This window comes from Brevibacillus sp. RS1.1 (genome assembly GCF_013284365.1).
In the GTDB taxonomy this organism is placed as follows: domain Bacteria; phylum Bacillota; class Bacilli; order Brevibacillales; family Brevibacillaceae; genus Brevibacillus; species Brevibacillus brevis_D.
Genome location: NZ_JABSVA010000003.1, coordinates 305,444 through 324,592, shown reverse-complemented (window position 1 = coordinate 324,592; position 19,149 = coordinate 305,444). Strand labels below are relative to the sequence as shown.

Genomic DNA, 19,149 nt, shown 5'->3' with positions numbered 1-19,149 from the left:
CGATGGCTCCTTCATTTATTCATCCATATCTCTTTTTTGAGTCGCCTTGTCAGGATCGTATCTCCACTGCGAGATGACACGCATAACAGCAGACCTTCTGGCCGTTCTGCTATAGGAAGAGCGAATGAAGCTGTCCGCAAAGCTACGTCTTCGAAAAGGGTAAAGCGGAGCCAGGTAAGGTGTTCCTAATGATTTGAGTTGAAGCAGATGAGTCAGCATGAACATTAAACCGATAGCGATTCCAAGCCCGCCCCAAATTCCAGCCAAAATAATGAGCGGGAAGCGCAAGAAACGGATCGTGTTTGACATTTTGTAGATGGGGGTGGTAAAAGAGGCAAGTGCCGACAGAGCAACAATGATCAGCAAGATATTACTGGTCAAGGCTGCTTCTACTGAAGCTTGACCAATGACGATTCCACCAACGATTCCAAGAGTCTGTCCGACTTTTGTCGGGAGCCTTGCACCTGCTTCTCGCAAGAATTCGATCGTCAGCTCCAAGAATAGTACTTCCAGGACGGGAGGAAAAGGGACGTACTTCCTCGATAAAATGATCGGAGCCAGCATGTCTTGTGGAATCATTTCCAGATGGAAAGTGAGAACCGCCGTATAGGCAGGTGTCATCAAGATCGAAAAAAGCACCCCAAAAATGCGAATCAACCGAAACAAGGACGATAAGATCCACGGTAAATAATAATCCTCGGGAGAAATGAAGAAATCAAAGATGGTAGTTGGACCTGTAATGACATACGGGGAAGCATTGGAAATAATCACAATTTGCCCGAGAGTTAACGCATAAATGACCCGGTCAATCCTTTCAGTAGACAGGAACAATGGAAAAGGCGTATTTGAATTGTCACTCATGATCTGATCGAGCTGTGATGAATCAAAAATAATATCGAAGTCGATCGCCTGTAGTCTTTGCTGAACGGTTTCAATGTGCTGAGGATTTGTAATACCAGACAAATAAACAACGGCGATGCGTGTATGAGAGAGCGTACCTAACGTTAACTCTCGAATGATTAATTTTGGTGTGCTGATTTGTTGACGGATGAGATGCAGGTTGATATCGATATTTTCAACAAAGCCTACTTTTGGTCCAACAACACTAAACTCGTTTTCCGTATCGTTGTCCGTCCGCAATCCTTCAGTCGGATTGGACAGATTGATCAGGGCAAAAAACTGCAAATGGTCTTTTGGCTGTATAGCAGCGTAGCCCGTCATGATCTTGGAGACGACAGTCTGTATGTCATCTGTATAAATAATATCCTCCACATATACGAAGCGGGAAAAGTGGCGGAGTTCCGTGAGCGATTCATTTGCTTCTATGCGTTCTTGATAGGGACGCAAGAGATTTTTTTGAAGCAGCTCTGTTTTTATCAAGGTTTGATAGTACGAAATGACAAAAGGACTTTCCTCGTTCAGTAGGGGGAAATGCTTAAAATCGTTCGAGTCTTGTGCGATGGAAAGAAACTCATTCCATTCCGTTATCATGTCGGTTTCGCTCCAGAAGCTGTTGATCATTTGTGTTTTACTATGTCCGGTTTGCAGTGGAATTATCATCTAGGAAATAGAATGATTTCCTAGAGGGAGGGGAACAATCAAACAAAGAACGAAGCGTGAAGAGAAATGGAAATTGAGGGGTTCATATGCTGGAAGTTAACTGTGATACATCATCGCTGAAGGAGGAATTGCTGCAAGAGCTGAGGGGAATATCCGTTACATTGGATGAGAGCATCCATGCGTTAAAAAACGAAAATGAATGTGTGCTCGGGACGTTTGATCAAATACGGACGAAGTTTAGCCGACTCGAAACAGTAGCAGCCTCTTTTTATTTACAATGCTATCTCTCACCCTATACAGGAAAATATCTGGATTTATCCAAGGCTGTTCAGCACTTGGCCAAAAGGCGCCAAGGAGCATTGATTGTCGTTGAGCGTGAGGACCCGCTTGATCTGCTGCTGCAAGCAGGCATACCGATTGAGGCCACGATGAGCCATTCCTTGCTGGAATCGATCTTTTATCCTGGCAGCCCTTTGCATGATGGGGCCGTCCTGATTCGGGAAAATCATATCGTGTCCGCTGCCAATGTATTGCCATTATCTCAGGTTGTGGTAGGGGAAAAGAAGCTGGGAACCAGACATCGTGCTGCGTTGGGTTTGAGTGAAAAAAGCGATGCGTTGATCGTTGTTGTCTCCGAGGAAACGGGGAAAGCGTCCTTTGCCATGCAGGGACACTTGTATCCGATTATTTCCCCTTCATGAAAGCGCTTTGCGAAAAGTGGTTGTATGCGAGAAAAAAGAGGCTGGATTTGTCATGGTGATGATGAAATCCAGCCTCTCGCTATGTCATTCTCGTGTTAAATTTAAGCCCAATTTCCGTTGCGGAATAACGGTTCACGCTTGCCGTCAGCTGTTTCTCCATCAATGTTCATCTCGGCGGAGCCGATCATGAAATCGACGTGGGTGAGGCTGATATTGATACCACGGCTAGCCAGTTCCTCATTGCTCATGTCAGCGCCACCTTCAATATTCACACTATAAGCGTTTCCGATCGCCAAGTGGTTGGACGCATTTTCATCAAAGAGCGTGTTATAGAAAATGATATTTGATTGCGAGATAGGGGACAGGTGAGGAACCAACGCCACTTCACCCAAATAATGCGAGCCTTCATCTGTCTCAATTAATTGCTTCAGGGACTCTTCTCCCTTTTCAGCAGTTGCCGAGACAATTCTTCCTTTTTCAAAAGTCAGCGTAAAGTTCTCGATCAAATTCCCATGATAGCTCAAGGGCTTGGTGCTACGAACGGTTCCGTTGACGCCTTCTTTTAACGGCGCAGTGAATACTTCTTCTGTCGGCATATTGGCCATGAAGGAGACGCCGTCTTTATTTACGCCACCGCCACCAATCCAAATGTGGTTTTTAGGCAACTCAATCGTCAAATTGGTGCCGGGAGCTTCGTAATGGAGATAGCGGTATTGTTTGGCATTGAGTTGATCCACCTTGCTGTTCAATGTCGCATGATGGTCATGCCAAGCTTGGACAGGGTCATCCATATCTGCGCGAGTGGCGCGGAAGATGGCATCCCACAGGGCTGGCTCCTGTTCCTCTTGTGGCAAATGCGGGAAGACCATGGCTGCCCATGCAGGTGATGGAACAGCTAGCACGCACCAGCTCACTTTATCGGACATGGTATAGCTGCGGAATTTATGGAGAGCTTGACCAGCTGTTTTGTTAGCCGTAGAAATGCGGTCAAGACTTACTCCCTTCAGCAAATCGGGATTCGCCGCAGAAATGTAGAGAAACGCCGCGCCATTTTCCGCCATTTCCTCTAATCCCTGCACCTTCCATTGCGGGTATTCACGAAACGCTTCATCAGGGGCCAAATCATATTTCATCCGTGTGAGTTCATCGTCGGTCCAATCAATATGAACGTGCTTGGCACCCGCTTCATACGCTTTTTTGGCTACCTTTCTTACAAAGGGAGCAGTAGATAGCGGAGCAGATACGACTAACGTTTGCATCGGCTGTACGTTGACGCCGACTTTTACTGCGAGATCAGCGTAACGGTCAAACAAGATTTCAAAAGACATGGTTCATTTCCTCCTTTTAAGAACAAAAGGCTTACTTGCATTCTATCTATTTAACCTTCCCCTCCGAAATCACCTGCTTATCATTTGAAAGAATTTCCTAGGAAAGCGCAGAAAAAGACAGATTACGGCCTATTTCGAGCAAGTTGTCCACTTGTTTATTTTGATTAATTGTAGGAAAATTCAAATGAAAAGGCAATTTTAGTACATAAAAAATATTTTATTGGCAGAATTAAAGGAGGCAGTCAGAGTGAAGACAAGACAGACACGTGATCAAGTCGCTGTCGAGTATACGTGGAACCTGAACGATCTGTTTGAGAGCCAGGAAGCGTGGGAGCAAGAATTAGCAGAAATTATACAGGATCTGCCTGTCGTCACTGCATTCAAAGGCCAGCTGCATAAGAGTGGAGAGACGTTGTTGGCATGCTTGGAGGCAAATGAGGCGCTCAATGTTCGGGCGAGTGTCGCAGCGACGTATGCCAGACTGCGGTCGTCTGAAGACGGGACGAATCCACAAAACCAAGCGAACTCAGCACGGGTAGGTGATGTCGTATCCCAGCTAAACGCTGCCCTTTCTTTTATACCTTCCGAGATTTTGGCGTTGCCTGAAGGAAAAATCGAGAGCTTCTTGAAGGAAGAACCAGGACTCGAAACATTCCGCAAAAGCTTGAAAGATTTGCTGGAAACAAAGCCGTACCGACTGTCTGCTGAGACCGAGGAAGCGTTTGCGGCGATGGGCGAGGTTTTCGGTGCACCATACAACATTTACTTGCGCGGAAAGCTGTCCGACATGTCATTTGCACCCGTCCATGATGACGAGGGAAATGAGCGTCCAGTATCCTTCGCGCTGTTTGAGACCGATTATGAGATGTCTTCCGATACGACGCTGCGCCGTGCTTCGTACGAATCCTTTTCGAAGACACTCGCTTCCTACCAAAACTCCTTCGCTGCGGTATACGCGTCAGAGGTGAAAAGACAAACCGTCATGTCTCGTCTGCGTGGCTATGAAACCGTAACGGACATGCTGCTTAAGCCACAGCAAGTTACACTGGATATGTATCACAACATCCTGGATATCATCGGGAATGAACTCGCTCCACACATGCGACGCTATGCGAAGTTGAAGGCAAAAGAGCTCGGCCTTGCGAAGCTGTCCTTTTGTGATTTGAAGACACCGCTTGACCCAGAATTCAGCCCGCCAGTTACGATTGAAGAAGCTGGGCAAAAGATACTGGCATCCTTGCAAGTGATGGGGCCTGAATATACCGCCATTATGGAAAAAGCACTGAATGAACGCTGGATTGACTACGTAGACAACGTGGGCAAATCGACAGGTGCGTTCTGCTCAACGACATACAGTAAGCATTCTTACATTCTCATTACGTGGTCGGGAAATATGCGCAGTGCTTTCACGCTGGCTCATGAGCTGGGGCATTGCGGACATTTTATGCTGGCGACAAGAGAGCAAAGCTTTACGAACTCTCGTCCATCGCTGTACTTTATCGAAGCGCCTTCCACACTCAACGAGCTCTTGCTCGCGCAGCACATCGTGGAGCAATCCGACGATCCTCGTCTGAAGCGCTGGGTCATTTTGCAATTGATGAATACGTATTACCACAACTTTGTCACGCATCTGCTAGAAGCGAGAATGCAACGAAAAGTGTACGAAGCAGCGCAAAATGACGTACCATTGACTGCTAAACAGCTCTCCGAATGGAAAGGCCAAGTGCTCGCAGACTTCTGGGGGGATGCAGTTGATCTGGACGATGCAGCTAGTCTTACATGGATGCGCCAACCGCACTATTACATGGGGCTGTATCCGTACACGTACGCAGCTGGTTTGACCGCTTCTACCGCAATGGCAGCGAGCATCAAGCAAGAGGGACAGCCTGCCGTTGATCGTTGGATCGAGGTGCTCAAAGCCGGAGGTACGCTGACGCCGCTTGCGCTGATGAAAAAAGCTGGCGTGGATATGTCAGATCCGCAGCCAATCCGCGAGGCGGTTGCCTACGTCGGCAGTCTGGTTGACGAGCTGGAAAGACTATTTTAACCTGAAATAAGAAGAAAAGGCTTGTGATCGCAAGGAGTCACAAGCCTTTTGATTTGATCAAGCAAGAAGGAGTCGTCATCATGACCGAATTTACGCAGCGCGCACTAAGAATCATTGCCGGGATTCCAGCTGGCCATGTCATGACGTACGGGCAAATTGCAGCGTTGGCCGGGAGTCCGAGAGCTGCCAGACAAATCGTTCGCATCCTTCATTCCATGTCCAAAAAGCACCAGCTTCCTTGGCATCGAGTCATCAACGCCCAAGGAAAGATCGGATTGCAAGATTTGGATTCGTTCACGCTTCAAAAAATGGCCTTGGAAAGCGAAGGGGTAGTCGTGTCGGCAGCAGGAGAAATAGCGTTGGAGCGCTATCAGTTTCGCCCACAGGTAGTAGATGAGCCGGGATTCTAATAGCCGACCTCTACCGAAGCGATGACGATATAGGCAAGGTCGTTCTTGTCCTCTTTTTCAGCGATCACGACCCCGCTGCTTGTCAGCATGCCGCCATCGACGATTTCGAAGGAGACTTCCCCGTAAGGCAGTGCTTGACGAACCGTTTCCAAGTCGAGCTTGTCCTTGTCAGCTGGAATGGCAAGTCTCACATGTACTTTCATGTTATGGATATCGTTTCCTGGCAGGACAGAACGCAATCCAGGCATCGAATTATGATGGATAGCATTTTGAACAGCGCGGACTGCGGCTTTGGTGACGTTTTGACCATGCATGTCGATGCCCATTCCAATTTCAATAAACATTACTTTTTCCATTGGCTTGTTCACTCCTGTTTTATTCTGCTTTTCTACCATCCTTATCTTACCACGAAAAGGAATGGTTTTTTCTCTCATCTGTATTGTGTTTATCGTCAAGACATGTCATCATAACATGTTAGCATCTATGCTTGACGATTCTTTACATTATTGGAGGCAGGTCACAATTGGAACGTTATCCTTTTGACTACGATCCGTCCCAGCCGTTCATCTCTCAGGTGAGTGATTGGGTAGCGGACGTTTTTTATGAAGTATTGCCTGAGGCTGGGTTCGAGGTGCGTGATGAGCAAATCTACATGGCCTTTCAGCTTGAACGGGCTTTTATAGAAAAGCAAACGATTTTTGCAGAGGCGGGAGTAGGCACGGGGAAAACATTGGCTTACCTGCTGTACGCGATCTGCTATGCACGATATACCAGAAAGCCCGCCATCATTGCCTGTGCGAATGAGTCGCTGATTGAGCAGCTCGTAAAACCGGAAGGCGATATTGCCAAACTGGCTCGCCATCTCAACCTGACGATTGACGCGAGACTCGGTAAATCTCCAGACCAATATGTCTGTTTGCGCAAGCTGGATGAGGCGAGATTCCAGCCTGAGACAGGTGAAGCTTTCCAGCATATTTATCAAGAGCTGCCATCGTTTGTTCATACACATGAGGCCTTGCAGTCATTTTATCCGTACGGGGATCGCAGCACATATCCTGATCTGGATGACCAAGAATGGTCGCAGATGAACTGGGATACTTTTCAGGATTGCTTTGTGTGCGACAGACAGCACCGCTGTGGGCAGACCCTATCCAGAAATCATTATCGTCAGTCAGCCGATTTGATCATTTGTTCCCATGACTTTTATATGGAGCATGTGTGGACCTATGAGATCCGCAAGCGCGGAGGTCAGTTACCGTTGCTGCCGCCGCATAGCGCGGTCATTTTTGACGAGGGTCATCTGTTGGAGCCTGCTGCCCAAAAAGCATTGACGTACAAGCTGAATCACTCCGTCTTCGAAGAAACGATTACGCGTGTCTTGAAGGGTGAGATCAGGGAAGAGCTCGCCATTGCCATTGAAGAAGCCATTGCTCAGAGCGAGGAGATGTTCTCCCGATTGAACGAAGAGAGCAAGGCTGTGATGGGCTCCAACCGCAAAGAAATCCATTTTCACCCAGAACTCATTGCCACCATCCACCGCTTTACGAGTCTCGTCAGTTGGATTGAAGAAGAGCTGGCGCTAGAGGGTGGTCTGTATACGTTGGACGAGTTCCAACTGCGAATTGTCGAAGAGCATCTGGAAATGATGCAGCTGGCACTGGGACTTTTCCAAGACCCGGATCACGTCATTTCCTGGATGAGTGAAGAGATTACAGGGCCGACCTTGGTCGTCATGCCAAAAAAGGTGCAGGAAGTATTGGAAGAGCGCGTCTTCTCACAAAAGATGCCGATAGTCTTTTCGTCGGCGACTCTATCTGTAGATGGATCATTCAACTATGTGGCGGACAGCTTGGGCATTGAGCAATATCTGTCGTTCTCGGTTGCTTCTCCATACGAATACGACAAGCAAATGGAAGTATACGTACCAACACTATCTGCGACCGACTCCTTTGCGGAAAAAATGAGACAGGCTACCCAATTGCTGCAAAAATCAGCGGGTAGTGCGCTGTTGTTGTTTTCCTCCATGGAGGAATTACAGCAATTCAAGGCCGCTATCAAAAACGAGCCTACCTGTACAGATCTGCGATTCTTGTTCGAAGGAGATGCGGAAATCAGCCATCTGATCTCTCAGTTCCAAAACGACGAGAAAAGCAGCCTCTGTGCGGTCAGCCTGTGGGAAGGGCTAGATGTTCCAGGGCCTTCGCTGTCCAATGTGATTATTTGGTCATTGCCATTCCCGCCGAATGATCCGGTGTTTACAGCAAAACGAAAAAGTGCAGCAAATCCTTTCGACGAGGTAGATATGCCTTACATGCTGCTGAGACTGCGTCAAGGCATCGGGCGTTTAATCCGCACGAGAGAGGATAGCGGTCTGGTATCGATCTTGAGTCCGGAATTGAGCCAAAATGACAAGCTGAGACAGCACGTACAGGATGTATTTCCGAGTGACGTAGAATGGAAAACGTCTTTGGACGGTGTGTTGGCGTAATGAAAAAGCAGGAAGCCATGTAGGCTCCTGCTTTTTTCTGTAGTTATTCTGGCATGTTGCCGACAGTGGGATCGACGACAAAATCTGGCTTGAAGCCTTCATATTTTATTTCGGATACCATTCCTTGCGCAGCGTGGCCCAAATCGTGGCAGTGGAACATCCAGTCTCCTGGATTGTCAGCTTCAAAGGCAACTACGTAAGCTTCACCCGGCAAAATGTTCAGCGTATCTTTAACCAGAGGAGAGCCTGAGATTGGCTGACCGTTTTTGCTTACTACTTGGAAGAAATGTCCGTGCAAATGCATCGGGTGGATATCTTTTGGGGATTTGTTCACCAGTGTGACTTTGACCAGATTTCCTTTTTTGACGTTAAGCGGAGGGACATTTGGGAACGTTTTTCCATTGATGGTAAAGGCCATTTTTCCATCTGCCGTTTCCGTGTTCAGATCCATTTGATACGTAATGTCATATTTCTGCTCTAGTGTAAAGCTGCTTTTTGCCGCCTCGCCGTATTTGGTAATGTCTATCGTCGGCATATCGCCAGCTTCGGATTTGGCTGCTTTTGATTCTGAGCCTTCGTAGACGATGGGCACGACAAGGGACTTGGCGCCTGGATTTGTGCTGCGCTCCTCTAGTAACCATTTGCCTGGATTGTTTGCGACAAATTCGAGATCATATCGTTCTCCTGGTCCGATATTGAGGAGCTGGCCGCCTACTAGTGGCGGGTTATTGATAGGTTGCCCGTCTGTTGCTACGATTTTAAATTCATGACCTTGCAGGTTCAGTTTGTGGTTCAAGTATCCGGCATTGACCAGGCGGATTCTGACCTTTTCACCTTCTTTAACAGATAGCGGCTGGATGGCCGGGCCTGTTTTTCCGTTCACGGAAAAGATCGTATACATCAGCGGCATCATCTCAGCGTCACTCATGGGCATCTCCATACTGGCCATGTTGTGACCACCAGTGGACGAGCTAGCGGAAGAAGGGGCACTCGTGCCATGGCTCATGCCACTTCCGTGCATTTCCGCCATGCTATCGTCCTGCATCCATTCATCCAGAACGAGGGTAAAGTCCTTATCAACAGGCTCTGGTGTAGCCGGTTCCACCACAAGTGAACCGTACAACCCTTTGTCTACCTGCTTGGCGCTGTTTTGATGCGAGTGGTACCAGTATGTCCCGGCAACGTCCACTTTGAATTTGTAGGTGAAGCTTTCGTTTGGTCTTACGGCATTTTGGGTAACCCCAGGGATTCCATCCATGTTATTCGGGACGGGTAAGCCATGCCAGTGAATGGTGACCGGCTCGGGCAATTCGTTTTTCAACGTCACGCTGATGGTTTCCCCTTGTTTGACACGAAGCTGTGGACCTGGAACGGTTCCATTGTACGTCCATGCGTTTTTCATGGTCTTGTCATCGAGGTGGAGCATCTTTTCTTTTGCCGTGAGGGTAAACGTAGTGCCTGTAAGTACCTCCATCGACGAGTCGCTGGATGCGGCCATCTGTTGGGTTTGAGCCTGTGAGGATGTTTCGGGTGAAGAATTCATGTTGTGCCCAGTATGATCCATCGTGGTATTGTCAGTGGCAGTTGAGCATGCCGATAACAGCAAAACGCCACCTAGAACCAGTGGATAAGCCCATGGGCGTATTTTCCGTTTGTTCATGTGCACTTTTTCCTCCTTTTCGCTGTTGGAGAAAGCGTACCAAACGATTGTGTAGAAAACATGAAGACAGGATGTATGACACTTCTGTTACGCATTGTGCAAAAATGGGAAAGAAAGCGTGAACAAATGCTATAATGGAGTATCGTACATACAAGTAATCAGTAGAATCGGACAGGGATGGTGTTCACGTGTGGGTAACGTAGATTTTGCGAGCTTGCCTTGGAATGTTTTTTGGGTTGGAGTCGCTTATTTTTTGGTCACAGGAGTCTTTTTCTGTCTTGGATTTATGCGATTGCTCTCCGAACGGGTGAAAAGTGGCATCGCATGTATGGTGATTGCGGTTGTCAGCGGTGGTCTTTTCTTGAATTATTTGTTTACTCATCATATTTAAATTGGGATAATCAAGCGAAAATCCTCGTCGGTGCTGGTAATCGATGGGGATTTTATTTTTGTCTTGTGTTTCCCGTTTCGATTGGCGAAAATGGTAGTGATAGGGGAATGACCGTGGTTGATGTCGCTTTCCTTCGGGGGATACCGATTCCAAAGCAACCATTCGGTACAAATTGGAAGAGATGATACATACTAGCTTTTGGATTTGACATGACATCAAGCAGAAACTTATTGGCTCAAAGGTTTATCAACGAATGACAATCAGGAATGTCAATACAACTCGCAAAATTTACGTTTGCATCTGACAGTGGTGGTCTGCGATGATCAACAATCGTGAAGCTGATGGGGGAAAGTATACCAGCAGCTTCTTTTTTTGTTCCGCGTTTTTACCGGGAAAAAATAGGGTCAGAATGTAAACAGTTTGTAACGAGTTATCCCCCGAAACCGTCATATAATCAGGTTACACACAACTAGTCAGCAAGAGTCTAACGTAAGACAAGGACCGGGTAATTTCCTTGTGAGACCATCCACTATAAGGAAGGTGTGATGCATATATAAGGGAGTAAGCAAACCAAAAACAACGAGATAGTGAGTAGTTCATCACATCCTGAATACGGGCAACGATGATGGGAAGAATTCATTTTCCATAAAGATAATGAACGAGACCAACCCCCGCTTTCGCACGATTCCAGAAACAGGGGTTTTTGCATTCATAGAGCACGCAATTCCCGATGTGTAATGACTGCCCCCAACAACAAAGGACAATTACAGAACGGAAGGTAAAAGGGGAGAATGAAATGTTTTGCATGGCGAGCACGAAGAATCACCATAAAAATATGAAAAGGACGATGGGTACGAAAAGAAACAATAATCAGAACGAATTAATCACTCGCCAACATGCAACGATGGGAGGCCACCAGCATGCCTGAACCGATCAAAGGCTCCAGCAGTCGATACATGGCTGGGATCGACGGGCTTCGTGCGCTGGCGGTACTCGCAGTCATTATTTATCACTTGAATTACGACTGGGCACCCGGGGGATTGCTGGGTGTCGGTATTTTCTTCGTTTTATCGGGATATTTAATTACAGACTTATTAATTGCAGAATGGAATCGAAATGGCAGACTCGACATGAAAAACTTTTGGTTGCGCCGTGCCAAAAGACTGCTCCCAGCGCTGTTCCTCATGTTGTTTGTGGTAGTGGCAGGGGTAGCCATCTTTTCCCCAGCCCAGTTGGAAACCATTCGAGGAGATGTAGGAGCAGCCGTTCTGTACATGAGCAACTGGTGGCTGGTCTTTCATGACGTATCTTATTTTGAAAAATTCGGTCCGCCCTCACCATTAGGCCATCTGTGGTCATTGGCGGTCGAAGAACAGTTCTATGTCATTTGGCCGCTGGTACTCGCGCTGGGACTCCGCTTCCTGAAGCGCAGGGGGCCAATCATGATCATTACTTTGGTGCTGGCTGCACTATCCGCCATCCTCATGGCTGTATGGTATGAGCCAGGTCTTGATCCAAGTCGTGTATATTACGGAACGGACACACGAGTATTCGGATTGTTGATCGGTGCCGCACTCGCCATGATGTGGCCGAGTCGCTTACTTACGACGAACATTTCACAAAAAGCGCGAATTACGCTTGATCTAAGCGGTCTCTTGAGCTTAGGGATTCTTTTGTACAGCATTTGGAACACGAATCAATATGATGACTATTTGTACGAAGGCGGGCTCGTCCTTCTGTCTGTCGTCAGTGCCGTGCTGGTCGCCGTACTCGCACATCCGGCAAGTAGCTTGGCGAAATGGATGGGCTGCAAGCCACTGCGCTGGATTGGCGTTCGATCTTACGGTATTTATTTGTGGCATTTCCCTGTTATCGTTTGGACGAATCCGTTTTTGGCGGAAAGGGAGTGGATGGCGATACCTGGAGCGGTTTTGCAGCTCCTCGCAAGCATTTTGCTGGCATCGTTGTCATGGAAATATCTCGAAGAGCCTATTCGCTACGGTGCATTAGGGAAAATCTGGAATCTCTCCAATAAGGCAGGGCAGAAAACAAAACGATTAAACCGTGTTTTGGCCACTGGTTGTGCGATTGCTCTTTGTGTTACGTATTATGGGATCGCTTCGCTCACGTCAGATGCGACCGCTGGCAATGTGACGCAGCCAACTCAAACGGTCGCCGAGACAAAGGTTCCCGACAAGCCCCACGGTCCTGAGGTGCCAATCGTAGAGAAGAAACCGGAAACGGTTCAAAAACCAGCTACTCCACCAACAAAACCGAAAAATGAGCAGAAGCCAACTAACAACGGACAAAAGCAGAAGCCTGCCGAGAAGCAGAAAGATTCGAATGCTTCCAAACAGCCTGACCAAAAACAGGAACCGATCAAAGCGATAGGCTCTGGTAAAGGGATCACTGTGATCGGTGACTCTGTCATGCTTGATGTGGCTCCATACATGGAGAAACTATTGCCAGGAATCGTCGTGGATGCCAAAATCGGAAGGCAAATGGCGCAAGCTCCTGACGTAATTGCGCAGCTCAAGGCAAAAGGCCAATTGGGAAATCGCGTGGTGATTGAATTAGGCTCGAACGGCGCATTTAGTAAAGGGCAGCTCGACAAGCTCCTGCAATCACTGGATGGTGTAGAGCAGATCATTCTCATCAATTCTCGCGTACCGAAACCGTGGGAAAGCGTCGTGAATAAGATGCTGGCGGAAACGGCTGCTGCCCATCCACATGTCGTTCTTGTGGATTGGTATACGGCAAGTGAAGGGCAAAGCTCTTACTTTTACAAAGACGGTGTTCACCCGAATAAGGAAGGCTCGCAAAAATACGCGGCACTCGTGGCGAGTGCAATCGCGCCGACGCAGCCAGAGAAGAAGCCGGAAGTGAAAGAGGAAGAGAAAGCGAAAGAGTCGGAAGTAGAAGAGACAGGGCAGATGGAAGGGGCACTGGAAGCAACCGAGGAGACCCCTATGGTAGAAATGGTACAATAAAACAAGGGAAGACCAGTGAACAAACTCGTTCGCTGGTCTTTTTTATGTGACAGGCGTACAACCAAACATCATTTCCATCAAACAATAGCAGATCAGCTCATGGACTTTTTTCTCACTCTCTTGTACGATAGCTAACGGAAGAATAATGCATCGGGTGAAAGAAGGAACAATCATGATTCGGTCGTACTTGCTATTGCTTTTTTGTGTGACGTTGTGGGGCAGTAATTTTGTGTTCGGAAGCATGCTGGTTAAAGAGTTTCCTCCGCTGTTTTTGGCAGATGTACGCTTGCTTTTCACATCAATGTTTCTCATCATCTACGCGTGGCTGGCCAAAAAATTCGTGAAAATCACAGCTCGTGAGCTAGGACTTCTTGTATTGCTAGGCTTGATCGGGACGCTGGCGAATCAAACGGCGTATTTCAACGGGCTCTTGACGACAGACGCGACAACGGCATCGTTGATTCTTTCCTTGTCACCGATTGTCACCGCAGTGCTGGCCTCTTTGTTTTTGAAGGAGCAGTTTACCTTGCGTATGAAGATTGGGTCTGGCTTGGCGCTCATGGGAACATTCTTCGTTGTCGGTATTGGGGCTGGACTCTCCATTACCAAGGGAGTCTTACTCATTGTGATTGCCATGGTCGCATTCTCGTCTTCCATGATCATCATTCGCAAACTAACGCAAACCATCCAGCCGTTTATTGCCACGGTTTACTCGACGACGGTTGGCACGTTATTTTTGACTCCCGCGGCGATGTTGACGATCGAGCCGGGGGCGCAAATCAGCCATGAAGTGTGGGCATGGGCGATGCTCATTTTGACCGCGATCCTCATGCAAGGCATATGTGGAATCGTCTGGAATCAGCAATTAAAGGTGGTAGGGACGGGCAAAGCAGCTATTTTTCTTAACCTGCAGCCCTTTGTAGCGATGCTGGTCGGGTTTTTACTGCTTGGCTCGCAGGTGACGTCGATTCAAGTCGGAGGCTCCTTGTTGATCGTCGTGGGTGTGATTGTTGCCAGTGTTCAAAAGAAACAAGCTGTTCAGCCATCTAAATCGGTATAGAGCTTACTTGCTCATAAGAAAAGGACCTGATGGGAAGGTCCTTTTTTTGCATGGAAGGAAAACGAATGGACGCTATACGAATTTGTACATCAGGATATCATCTGCGTATTCATTCTCAGCCAGCTTGAATTCTTTCACTTTTCGTCCTTCTTCCACAAATCCAAGGCTTTTGTATAAAGCGATCGCTCTCAGATTGTTGGAGAACACCCCCAAGCTCACTTTTTCAATGAGCGGATGTTGCTCTGCCCAAGCTAACAACTCCTTCAATAAAACCTTGCCAATGCCCTTATTTCTGTGAGCTTTCTGGATCATCATCGTGATCGAACCTGTATGAGACAAACGCTTGCGAGCCGGAGAAACGAACACGACCATGCCAGCCAATTCCCCGTTTATTTCCGCTACGAACATGGTGTCCCTGTCATTGTCGATGATGCTTTGTATCCACTCAAGCTGCTGCTCCATGGTTTTGTTGAACTCTTCGGAAACAGCAATGAAAAATTCACCTTCGTAAAACACATCACGCTGCATAGATAAAATGGCTGCCGCATCCTCGATGCGAACGAAACGAATAGTCACTTTGTCGTCTGTATGTCTAGTCATGATTTCATCCTTCCTACCATGTTGATGCCTACGCTTTGTTTATCCAATACGACCTATATTTTGAAAGCTTTTCGTAATTGCGCCGACATCTCATCCAGCGATTCTTGCGCTTGCTTAATAGTCGTATGGAATCCGATGAAGGAATGGATCAAGCCTTGTTCATTCCGATAGACGACATCGACACCGCTATCGCGTAGCTTGTCAGCATACGCTTTTCCGCCATCTCGCAAAGGGTCGTATTCGGCTGTAATCACCATGGCAGGAGGCAGGGCAGTGAGATCGGCACCATGGATTGGATCAAGATAGGGATTTTGCAGATCGGCAGGCGGTAAATAATGAGAGAGGAACCAATTCAGCAATTCCACATCCATCAAATAGCCACGCGCATTTTCCTGCATGGATGGGTAGGGAGTGGTGTCCACAATTCCTACGGCTGGATAGATTAATAATTGAAATATGATAGGCGGCCCCTGTCGTTCTTTCGCCATGAGACTCACGACCGTGGCAAAATTACCTCCGGCACTATCTCCCCCTACGGCTATCCGCGATGGATCAATGCCAAACTGATCAGCATGAGCTGAAATATAAAGAAGTGAATCATAGGCATCTTCCAATCCAGCAGGAAAAGGATGTTCAGGAGCGAGCCGATAATCAATAGAAATGACCACACATTTTGCGTTATTTGCGAGGTTGCGACATACCGAGTCTGCTGTTTCGAGATTGCCAATCACAAAGCCGCCCCCATGATAATACACGAGTGCAGGGAAGGGGGCATGACCTTCTGGTATGTATATGCGAATCGGAATGGAACGACCTTCTAAGGGAAGCGAGAGATTCTCTACCTTTTTTACCTGTTCACGTTCCACGCTTGAATCTCGATTTAGATCAGTCGCCATTCGCATTATCTGTGGTGTCAATTGGTTAAAGTCAACATCATAACGTGAGCGGTTGAAGACGTCTAATATTTGTTGAATCTGTGGATGAACGGGCATGTGTATGACCCCCTAATCGCATAATAGTTGGATAGCTTATATGCATGACCAGCAATGATCCACAAAAGTTTTCTGGAAATCACAAGCTTGGGCCTTTCTCAAGGAGAAACAATTAAGGGGTTTGTGGCGAGGGGAGTATACGATAAATTTTCCGTGGGCGCCCTCGGTTCGTTGGCGTCTCTTCCCCAATGAGTTCGATAATGCTGTGCTCAGCCAAGTCACTTAAGATTCTTCGCGCATTGCGAGGTGTCATCCCCATCCATTCCGCGATCATCGAAGCGCTGATATATTTTTGCCCCAGCGCCTTTTGGACGGAAATGATTTTGTTAAACGTCGTAATACTGACCCCAGCTTTTTTCAGATTTTCGCTGATTTCTTTGTCCTGTGTCCAATATTCGTAGCTGATGCTGTTCGGCTGACGTAGCGGACCTTCAATCGAACCATCATGGTCAACAAGGATCACGGCATCCTGATGGTTTTTGGCGTGACCGAGAGCAAGCTGTGCATTGCGCTCCGCAGACAATGCTGTGACACCGAAGCCGATTCCCATATTCGCGTGCGAATGGGTGAGCAGCTTAATTTTTTCCAAAAGGATCGTGGGGTGAAAATCTGGATTGTCTTCATACGATCCGCGGGTGGAAAAAATAATGAACTTGGAATTGCCGACCGCGACGAAGCTACCGGAAATCGACTCTGTGTAATCAAGTACGAGCTCTTGCAGCTTCAAATCGAGTCGCCGTAGCTCGTATGCGTTTGCAGGTTCATTCACGAGCTTTTCCATGTCGGATACCTCAATCAATTGAACTGCAATTTGGGAGCGCTTGAAGTGGAGCGTTTCACCCTCTTGCAGAATTTGCTTGAAAATCTCTCGAAATATAAAGCGCGTGAAGCCCATTCGGTATACTCTGATTCCTTGTCGTTTTAATTCTTCGGTGACGTAAAGCGTTCCCGTGACACAAGCGTCTACCTTGCCTTCCTGGATAAGACGGGTGTGATAGGCTACCAATTCAGCTCTCTTTCTGAATTCTTTATACGGCTTTAGGTATGGATTCTCACAGTGCAGGCCCAATTCCTCTAAAGTCTCACGAAAATGCGCTTCCGAAACGGTGTCGAAGCTCACACGATCTAAAGAAAGACCATCGCGGTATACCAATTCGAGCAACACTTTGGTCAGGACACTAGAATTGACTTGCGGATAAAAGGCTTTTTTCTTGCCTATATGCGCTTTTGCCATCGAATAGGGGGCGACTCCAGAGAAGAACCAGATATCTGTTTCCATATCATTTTCGGCTACATAGGCAGGTACTTGTTCCACTCCTTGATAAACAAAGGAGGTGAGCAGGATGTGATCGGAAAACTCACGACCCACAGCTAGCATTGCATCTACTGAATCTTTTGGACCGACTATGCCTACTTTTATCATCAAAATATCCTCCAAAAAAGTTAAACTACGGGATAAACCATTCGTCAGGAAGGAGATCCATCCTTTCTTCGGCATCTTAGTATGCCAGTCTTTCTTATATAGATAAGATATAACTCATCAGATGGGTATGCGAGCTGTCGCGACCACGAAGCTTTAAATAGGGATGTTTTAGGGAAATTTTCCGTATTAATTGTTTTATATTTGACAACTTTCAGCAAATTCCTTTATGAATCGATGTAAAAAATAAAAAAATCAGAATTGACATTAAATAATTACGGCACTATATTGTTGAATTAAGGAATGTTTTAGGTCAATTTCCGTTAAAGAGGTTGTTCAAAAAGTTGTCTTTTGATCACGAAGTAGTCAAGAAAGCGAATTCGACATCGAATATGGCGTTCACCTCCGAAGTCCGGTGCTCATGTAGATAGCCTACACTGCACTCCTCCTTCGTTCGGTTCTCTCCATCTTCTCGGTGCTGAAAAGTCAACTTTTTGAACTAGAACAAAAGGAGGGTACGTTGAATTTTCTCAATCTTTTTGCAAGTCTGGACTAGGGGGCGTATAGATGTCGCGTTATTTACTCAAAAGAATTCTGATGATGGTACTCACCTTGTGGATTATTGTAACGTTGACTTTTAGCTTGATGCATATGATCCCTGGTGATCCATTCGCGTCGGAGTCAGATCAGTTGCCCGAGCAAATATTGCTCAATCTGCGTGCCAAATACAATTTGGATGAACCGCTGCCGATGCAGTATTTGCTTTATCTAAAAAGTTTGGTCATGCTCGATTTAGGACCTTCTATTAAGTCGGAGACACGCGGTGTCAATGATATGATCAAAGATGGCTTCGGAGCATCTGCAATGATTGGTTTGCAGGCGATAGCAGTTGCCCTTTTTTTCGGACTTTTATTCGGAACAATTGCGGCATTAAACCGAAATACCTGGATTGATTATGCGGCAATGGTCTTGGCTGTATTAGGAATTGCTGTACCTAGCTTTATCATGGCGCCATTGCTCATTAATTACTTGGCAATTAAATGGCCGTTATTCCCAGTAGCTACGCTTGCCAGCTGGAAACACTCGGTTCTGCCTTCACTCGCACTTGCTTTTGGACCTTTAGCCATCATTACACGCTATATGCGTACGAGCATGATCGACGTGATGAATCAGAATTACATACGGACCGCTGAGGCGAAAGGAATTCCGACTTTTCTGATAGTGATCAAGCACGGAATCCGCAACGCGATTTTGCCGATCGTCACGTTTATGGGACCGCTTATCGCGGGGTTGTTAACCGGAACGTTTGTTGTCGAAAAGATTTTTGCGGTACCAGGGATCGGCAAATACTTCGTCGATGGCATTTTCAATCGAGATTATCCCGTTATTCTAGGAACGACAGTATTCTACAGTGCCATCTTGGTACTCATTATCTTCTTGATTGATCTGGCCTATATATTCATCGATCCACGAATCAAACTATCGAGCAGGGGGAGGTAGCC

15 protein-coding genes are annotated in these 19,149 nt (G+C 47.0%); 8 read left to right on the top strand and 7 right to left on the bottom strand.

Annotated elements, in window-relative coordinates:
• Positions 1–15: 15 nt before the first annotated feature.
• Positions 16–1,491, bottom strand: coding sequence for a spore germination protein (locus tag HP570_RS11830; RefSeq protein WP_173625896.1), 1,476 nt, complete (start codon positions 1,489–1,491; stop codon positions 16–18).
• Positions 1,492–1,646: 155 nt separating this feature from the next.
• Between HP570_RS11830 and cdaS the strand changes: the two genes are divergently transcribed.
• Positions 1,647–2,261: a sporulation-specific diadenylate cyclase CdaS gene (gene cdaS / locus HP570_RS11825; protein WP_015890958.1), complete on the top strand. Its 615-nt coding sequence runs from the start codon at positions 1,647–1,649 to the stop codon at positions 2,259–2,261.
• 101 nt (positions 2,262–2,362) lie between these two features.
• Here the strand turns inward: cdaS and HP570_RS11820 are convergent, their stop codons facing one another.
• Positions 2,363–3,589 carry an aminopeptidase gene (locus tag HP570_RS11820; protein WP_173625895.1) on the bottom strand — a complete coding sequence of 409 codons (1,227 nt, stop codon included), beginning with the start codon at positions 3,587–3,589 and terminating at the stop codon, positions 2,363–2,365.
• 247 nt (positions 3,590–3,836) lie between these two features.
• Between HP570_RS11820 and pepF the strand changes: the two genes are divergently transcribed.
• Together pepF and HP570_RS11810 are read left to right on the top strand one after the other, a co-directional pair.
• A complete protein-coding gene (gene pepF / locus HP570_RS11815) occupies positions 3,837–5,636 on the top strand; it encodes an oligoendopeptidase F (RefSeq protein WP_173625894.1) in 1,800 nt (599 codons plus the stop codon).
• Between the two features lie 80 nt (positions 5,637–5,716).
• Positions 5,717–6,046: an MGMT family protein gene (locus tag HP570_RS11810; protein WP_173626144.1), complete on the top strand. Its 330-nt coding sequence runs from the start codon at positions 5,717–5,719 to the stop codon at positions 6,044–6,046.
• Here HP570_RS11810 and HP570_RS11805 read toward each other — a convergent pair.
• Positions 6,043–6,402 carry a Lin0512 family protein gene (locus tag HP570_RS11805; protein WP_173625893.1) on the bottom strand — a complete coding sequence of 120 codons (360 nt, stop codon included), beginning with the start codon at positions 6,400–6,402 and terminating at the stop codon, positions 6,043–6,045. The genes HP570_RS11810 and HP570_RS11805 overlap by 4 nt on opposite strands.
• A gap of 167 nt (positions 6,403–6,569) precedes the next feature.
• On the opposite strand from HP570_RS11805, the gene HP570_RS11800 reads away from it, so the two are divergent.
• A complete protein-coding gene (locus HP570_RS11800) occupies positions 6,570–8,534 on the top strand; it encodes an ATP-dependent DNA helicase (RefSeq protein ID WP_173625892.1) in 1,965 nt (654 codons plus the stop codon).
• Positions 8,535–8,577: 43 nt separating this feature from the next.
• Here the strand turns inward: HP570_RS11800 and HP570_RS11795 are convergent, their stop codons facing one another.
• Positions 8,578–10,194 (bottom strand): multicopper oxidase family protein, encoded by a 1,617-nt coding sequence (locus HP570_RS11795; RefSeq protein ID WP_173625891.1) that lies wholly within the window; start codon positions 10,192–10,194, stop codon positions 8,578–8,580.
• 190 nt (positions 10,195–10,384) lie between these two features.
• Here HP570_RS11795 and HP570_RS11790 point away from each other — a divergent pair, with 190 nt between their 5' ends.
• The 3 genes from HP570_RS11790 (at position 10,385) to HP570_RS11780 (ending at position 14,635) form a co-directional block, all read left to right on the top strand.
• Complete coding sequence (locus tag HP570_RS11790) at positions 10,385–10,585, top strand: hypothetical protein (RefSeq protein WP_016740466.1); 201 nt, start codon at positions 10,385–10,387, stop codon at positions 10,583–10,585.
• Positions 10,586–11,505: 920 nt separating this feature from the next.
• Positions 11,506–13,575 (top strand): acyltransferase family protein, encoded by a 2,070-nt coding sequence (locus tag HP570_RS11785; protein WP_173625890.1) that lies wholly within the window; start codon positions 11,506–11,508, stop codon positions 13,573–13,575.
• A 172-nt stretch (positions 13,576–13,747) separates the two neighbouring features.
• Entirely contained in the window at positions 13,748–14,635 is an 888-nt protein-coding gene (locus HP570_RS11780) for a DMT family transporter (RefSeq protein WP_015890967.1), read from the top strand.
• A gap of 72 nt (positions 14,636–14,707) precedes the next feature.
• On the opposite strand, the gene HP570_RS11775 is transcribed toward HP570_RS11780, so the two are convergent.
• The 3 genes from HP570_RS11775 to HP570_RS11765 all read right to left on the bottom strand — a co-directional run bounded on the left by HP570_RS11775 (position 14,708) and on the right by HP570_RS11765 (position 17,650).
• Positions 14,708–15,235 (bottom strand): GNAT family N-acetyltransferase, encoded by a 528-nt coding sequence (locus HP570_RS11775; RefSeq protein WP_173625889.1) that lies wholly within the window; start codon positions 15,233–15,235, stop codon positions 14,708–14,710.
• Positions 15,236–15,288: 53 nt separating this feature from the next.
• Entirely contained in the window at positions 15,289–16,227 is a 939-nt protein-coding gene (locus HP570_RS11770; RefSeq protein ID WP_173625888.1) for an alpha/beta hydrolase, read from the bottom strand.
• Between the two features lie 112 nt (positions 16,228–16,339).
• Positions 16,340–17,650, bottom strand: coding sequence for a helix-turn-helix domain-containing protein (locus tag HP570_RS11765; RefSeq protein ID WP_173625887.1), 1,311 nt, complete (start codon positions 17,648–17,650; stop codon positions 16,340–16,342).
• Positions 17,651–18,214: 564 nt separating this feature from the next.
• On the opposite strand from HP570_RS11765, the gene HP570_RS11760 reads away from it, so the two are divergent.
• Complete coding sequence (locus HP570_RS11760; RefSeq protein WP_015890971.1) at positions 18,215–19,147, top strand: ABC transporter permease; 933 nt, start codon at positions 18,215–18,217, stop codon at positions 19,145–19,147.
• The last annotated feature ends 2 nt before the right edge of the window (positions 19,148–19,149 follow it).

Bases quoted from the DNA above. Each gene is read 5' to 3' on its own strand.
- HP570_RS11795 (WP_173625891.1), bottom strand. From the start codon at position 10,194: ATGAACAAACGGAAAATACGCCCATGGGCTTATCCACTGGTTCTAGGT.
- HP570_RS11785 (WP_173625890.1), top strand. From the start codon at position 11,506: ATGCCTGAACCGATCAAAGGCTCCAGCAGTCGATACATGGCTGGGATC.
- HP570_RS11830 (WP_173625896.1), bottom strand. From the start codon at position 1,491: ATGATAACGGAATGGAATGAGTTTCTTTCCATCGCACAAGACTCGAAC.
- HP570_RS11820 (WP_173625895.1), bottom strand. From the start codon at position 3,589: ATGTCTTTTGAAATCTTGTTTGACCGTTACGCTGATCTCGCAGTAAAA.
- HP570_RS11775 (WP_173625889.1), bottom strand. From the start codon at position 15,235: ATGACTAGACATACAGACGACAAAGTGACTATTCGTTTCGTTCGCATC.
- HP570_RS11760 (WP_015890971.1), top strand. From the start codon at position 18,215: ATGTCGCGTTATTTACTCAAAAGAATTCTGATGATGGTACTCACCTTG.
- cdaS (WP_015890958.1), top strand. From the start codon at position 1,647: ATGCTGGAAGTTAACTGTGATACATCATCGCTGAAGGAGGAATTGCTG.
- HP570_RS11805 (WP_173625893.1), bottom strand. From the start codon at position 6,402: ATGGAAAAAGTAATGTTTATTGAAATTGGAATGGGCATCGACATGCAT.
- HP570_RS11770 (WP_173625888.1), bottom strand. From the start codon at position 16,227: ATGCCCGTTCATCCACAGATTCAACAAATATTAGACGTCTTCAACCGC.
- HP570_RS11765 (WP_173625887.1), bottom strand. From the start codon at position 17,650: ATGATAAAAGTAGGCATAGTCGGTCCAAAAGATTCAGTAGATGCAATG.
- HP570_RS11810 (WP_173626144.1), top strand. From the start codon at position 5,717: ATGACCGAATTTACGCAGCGCGCACTAAGAATCATTGCCGGGATTCCA.
- HP570_RS11780 (WP_015890967.1), top strand. From the start codon at position 13,748: ATGATTCGGTCGTACTTGCTATTGCTTTTTTGTGTGACGTTGTGGGGC.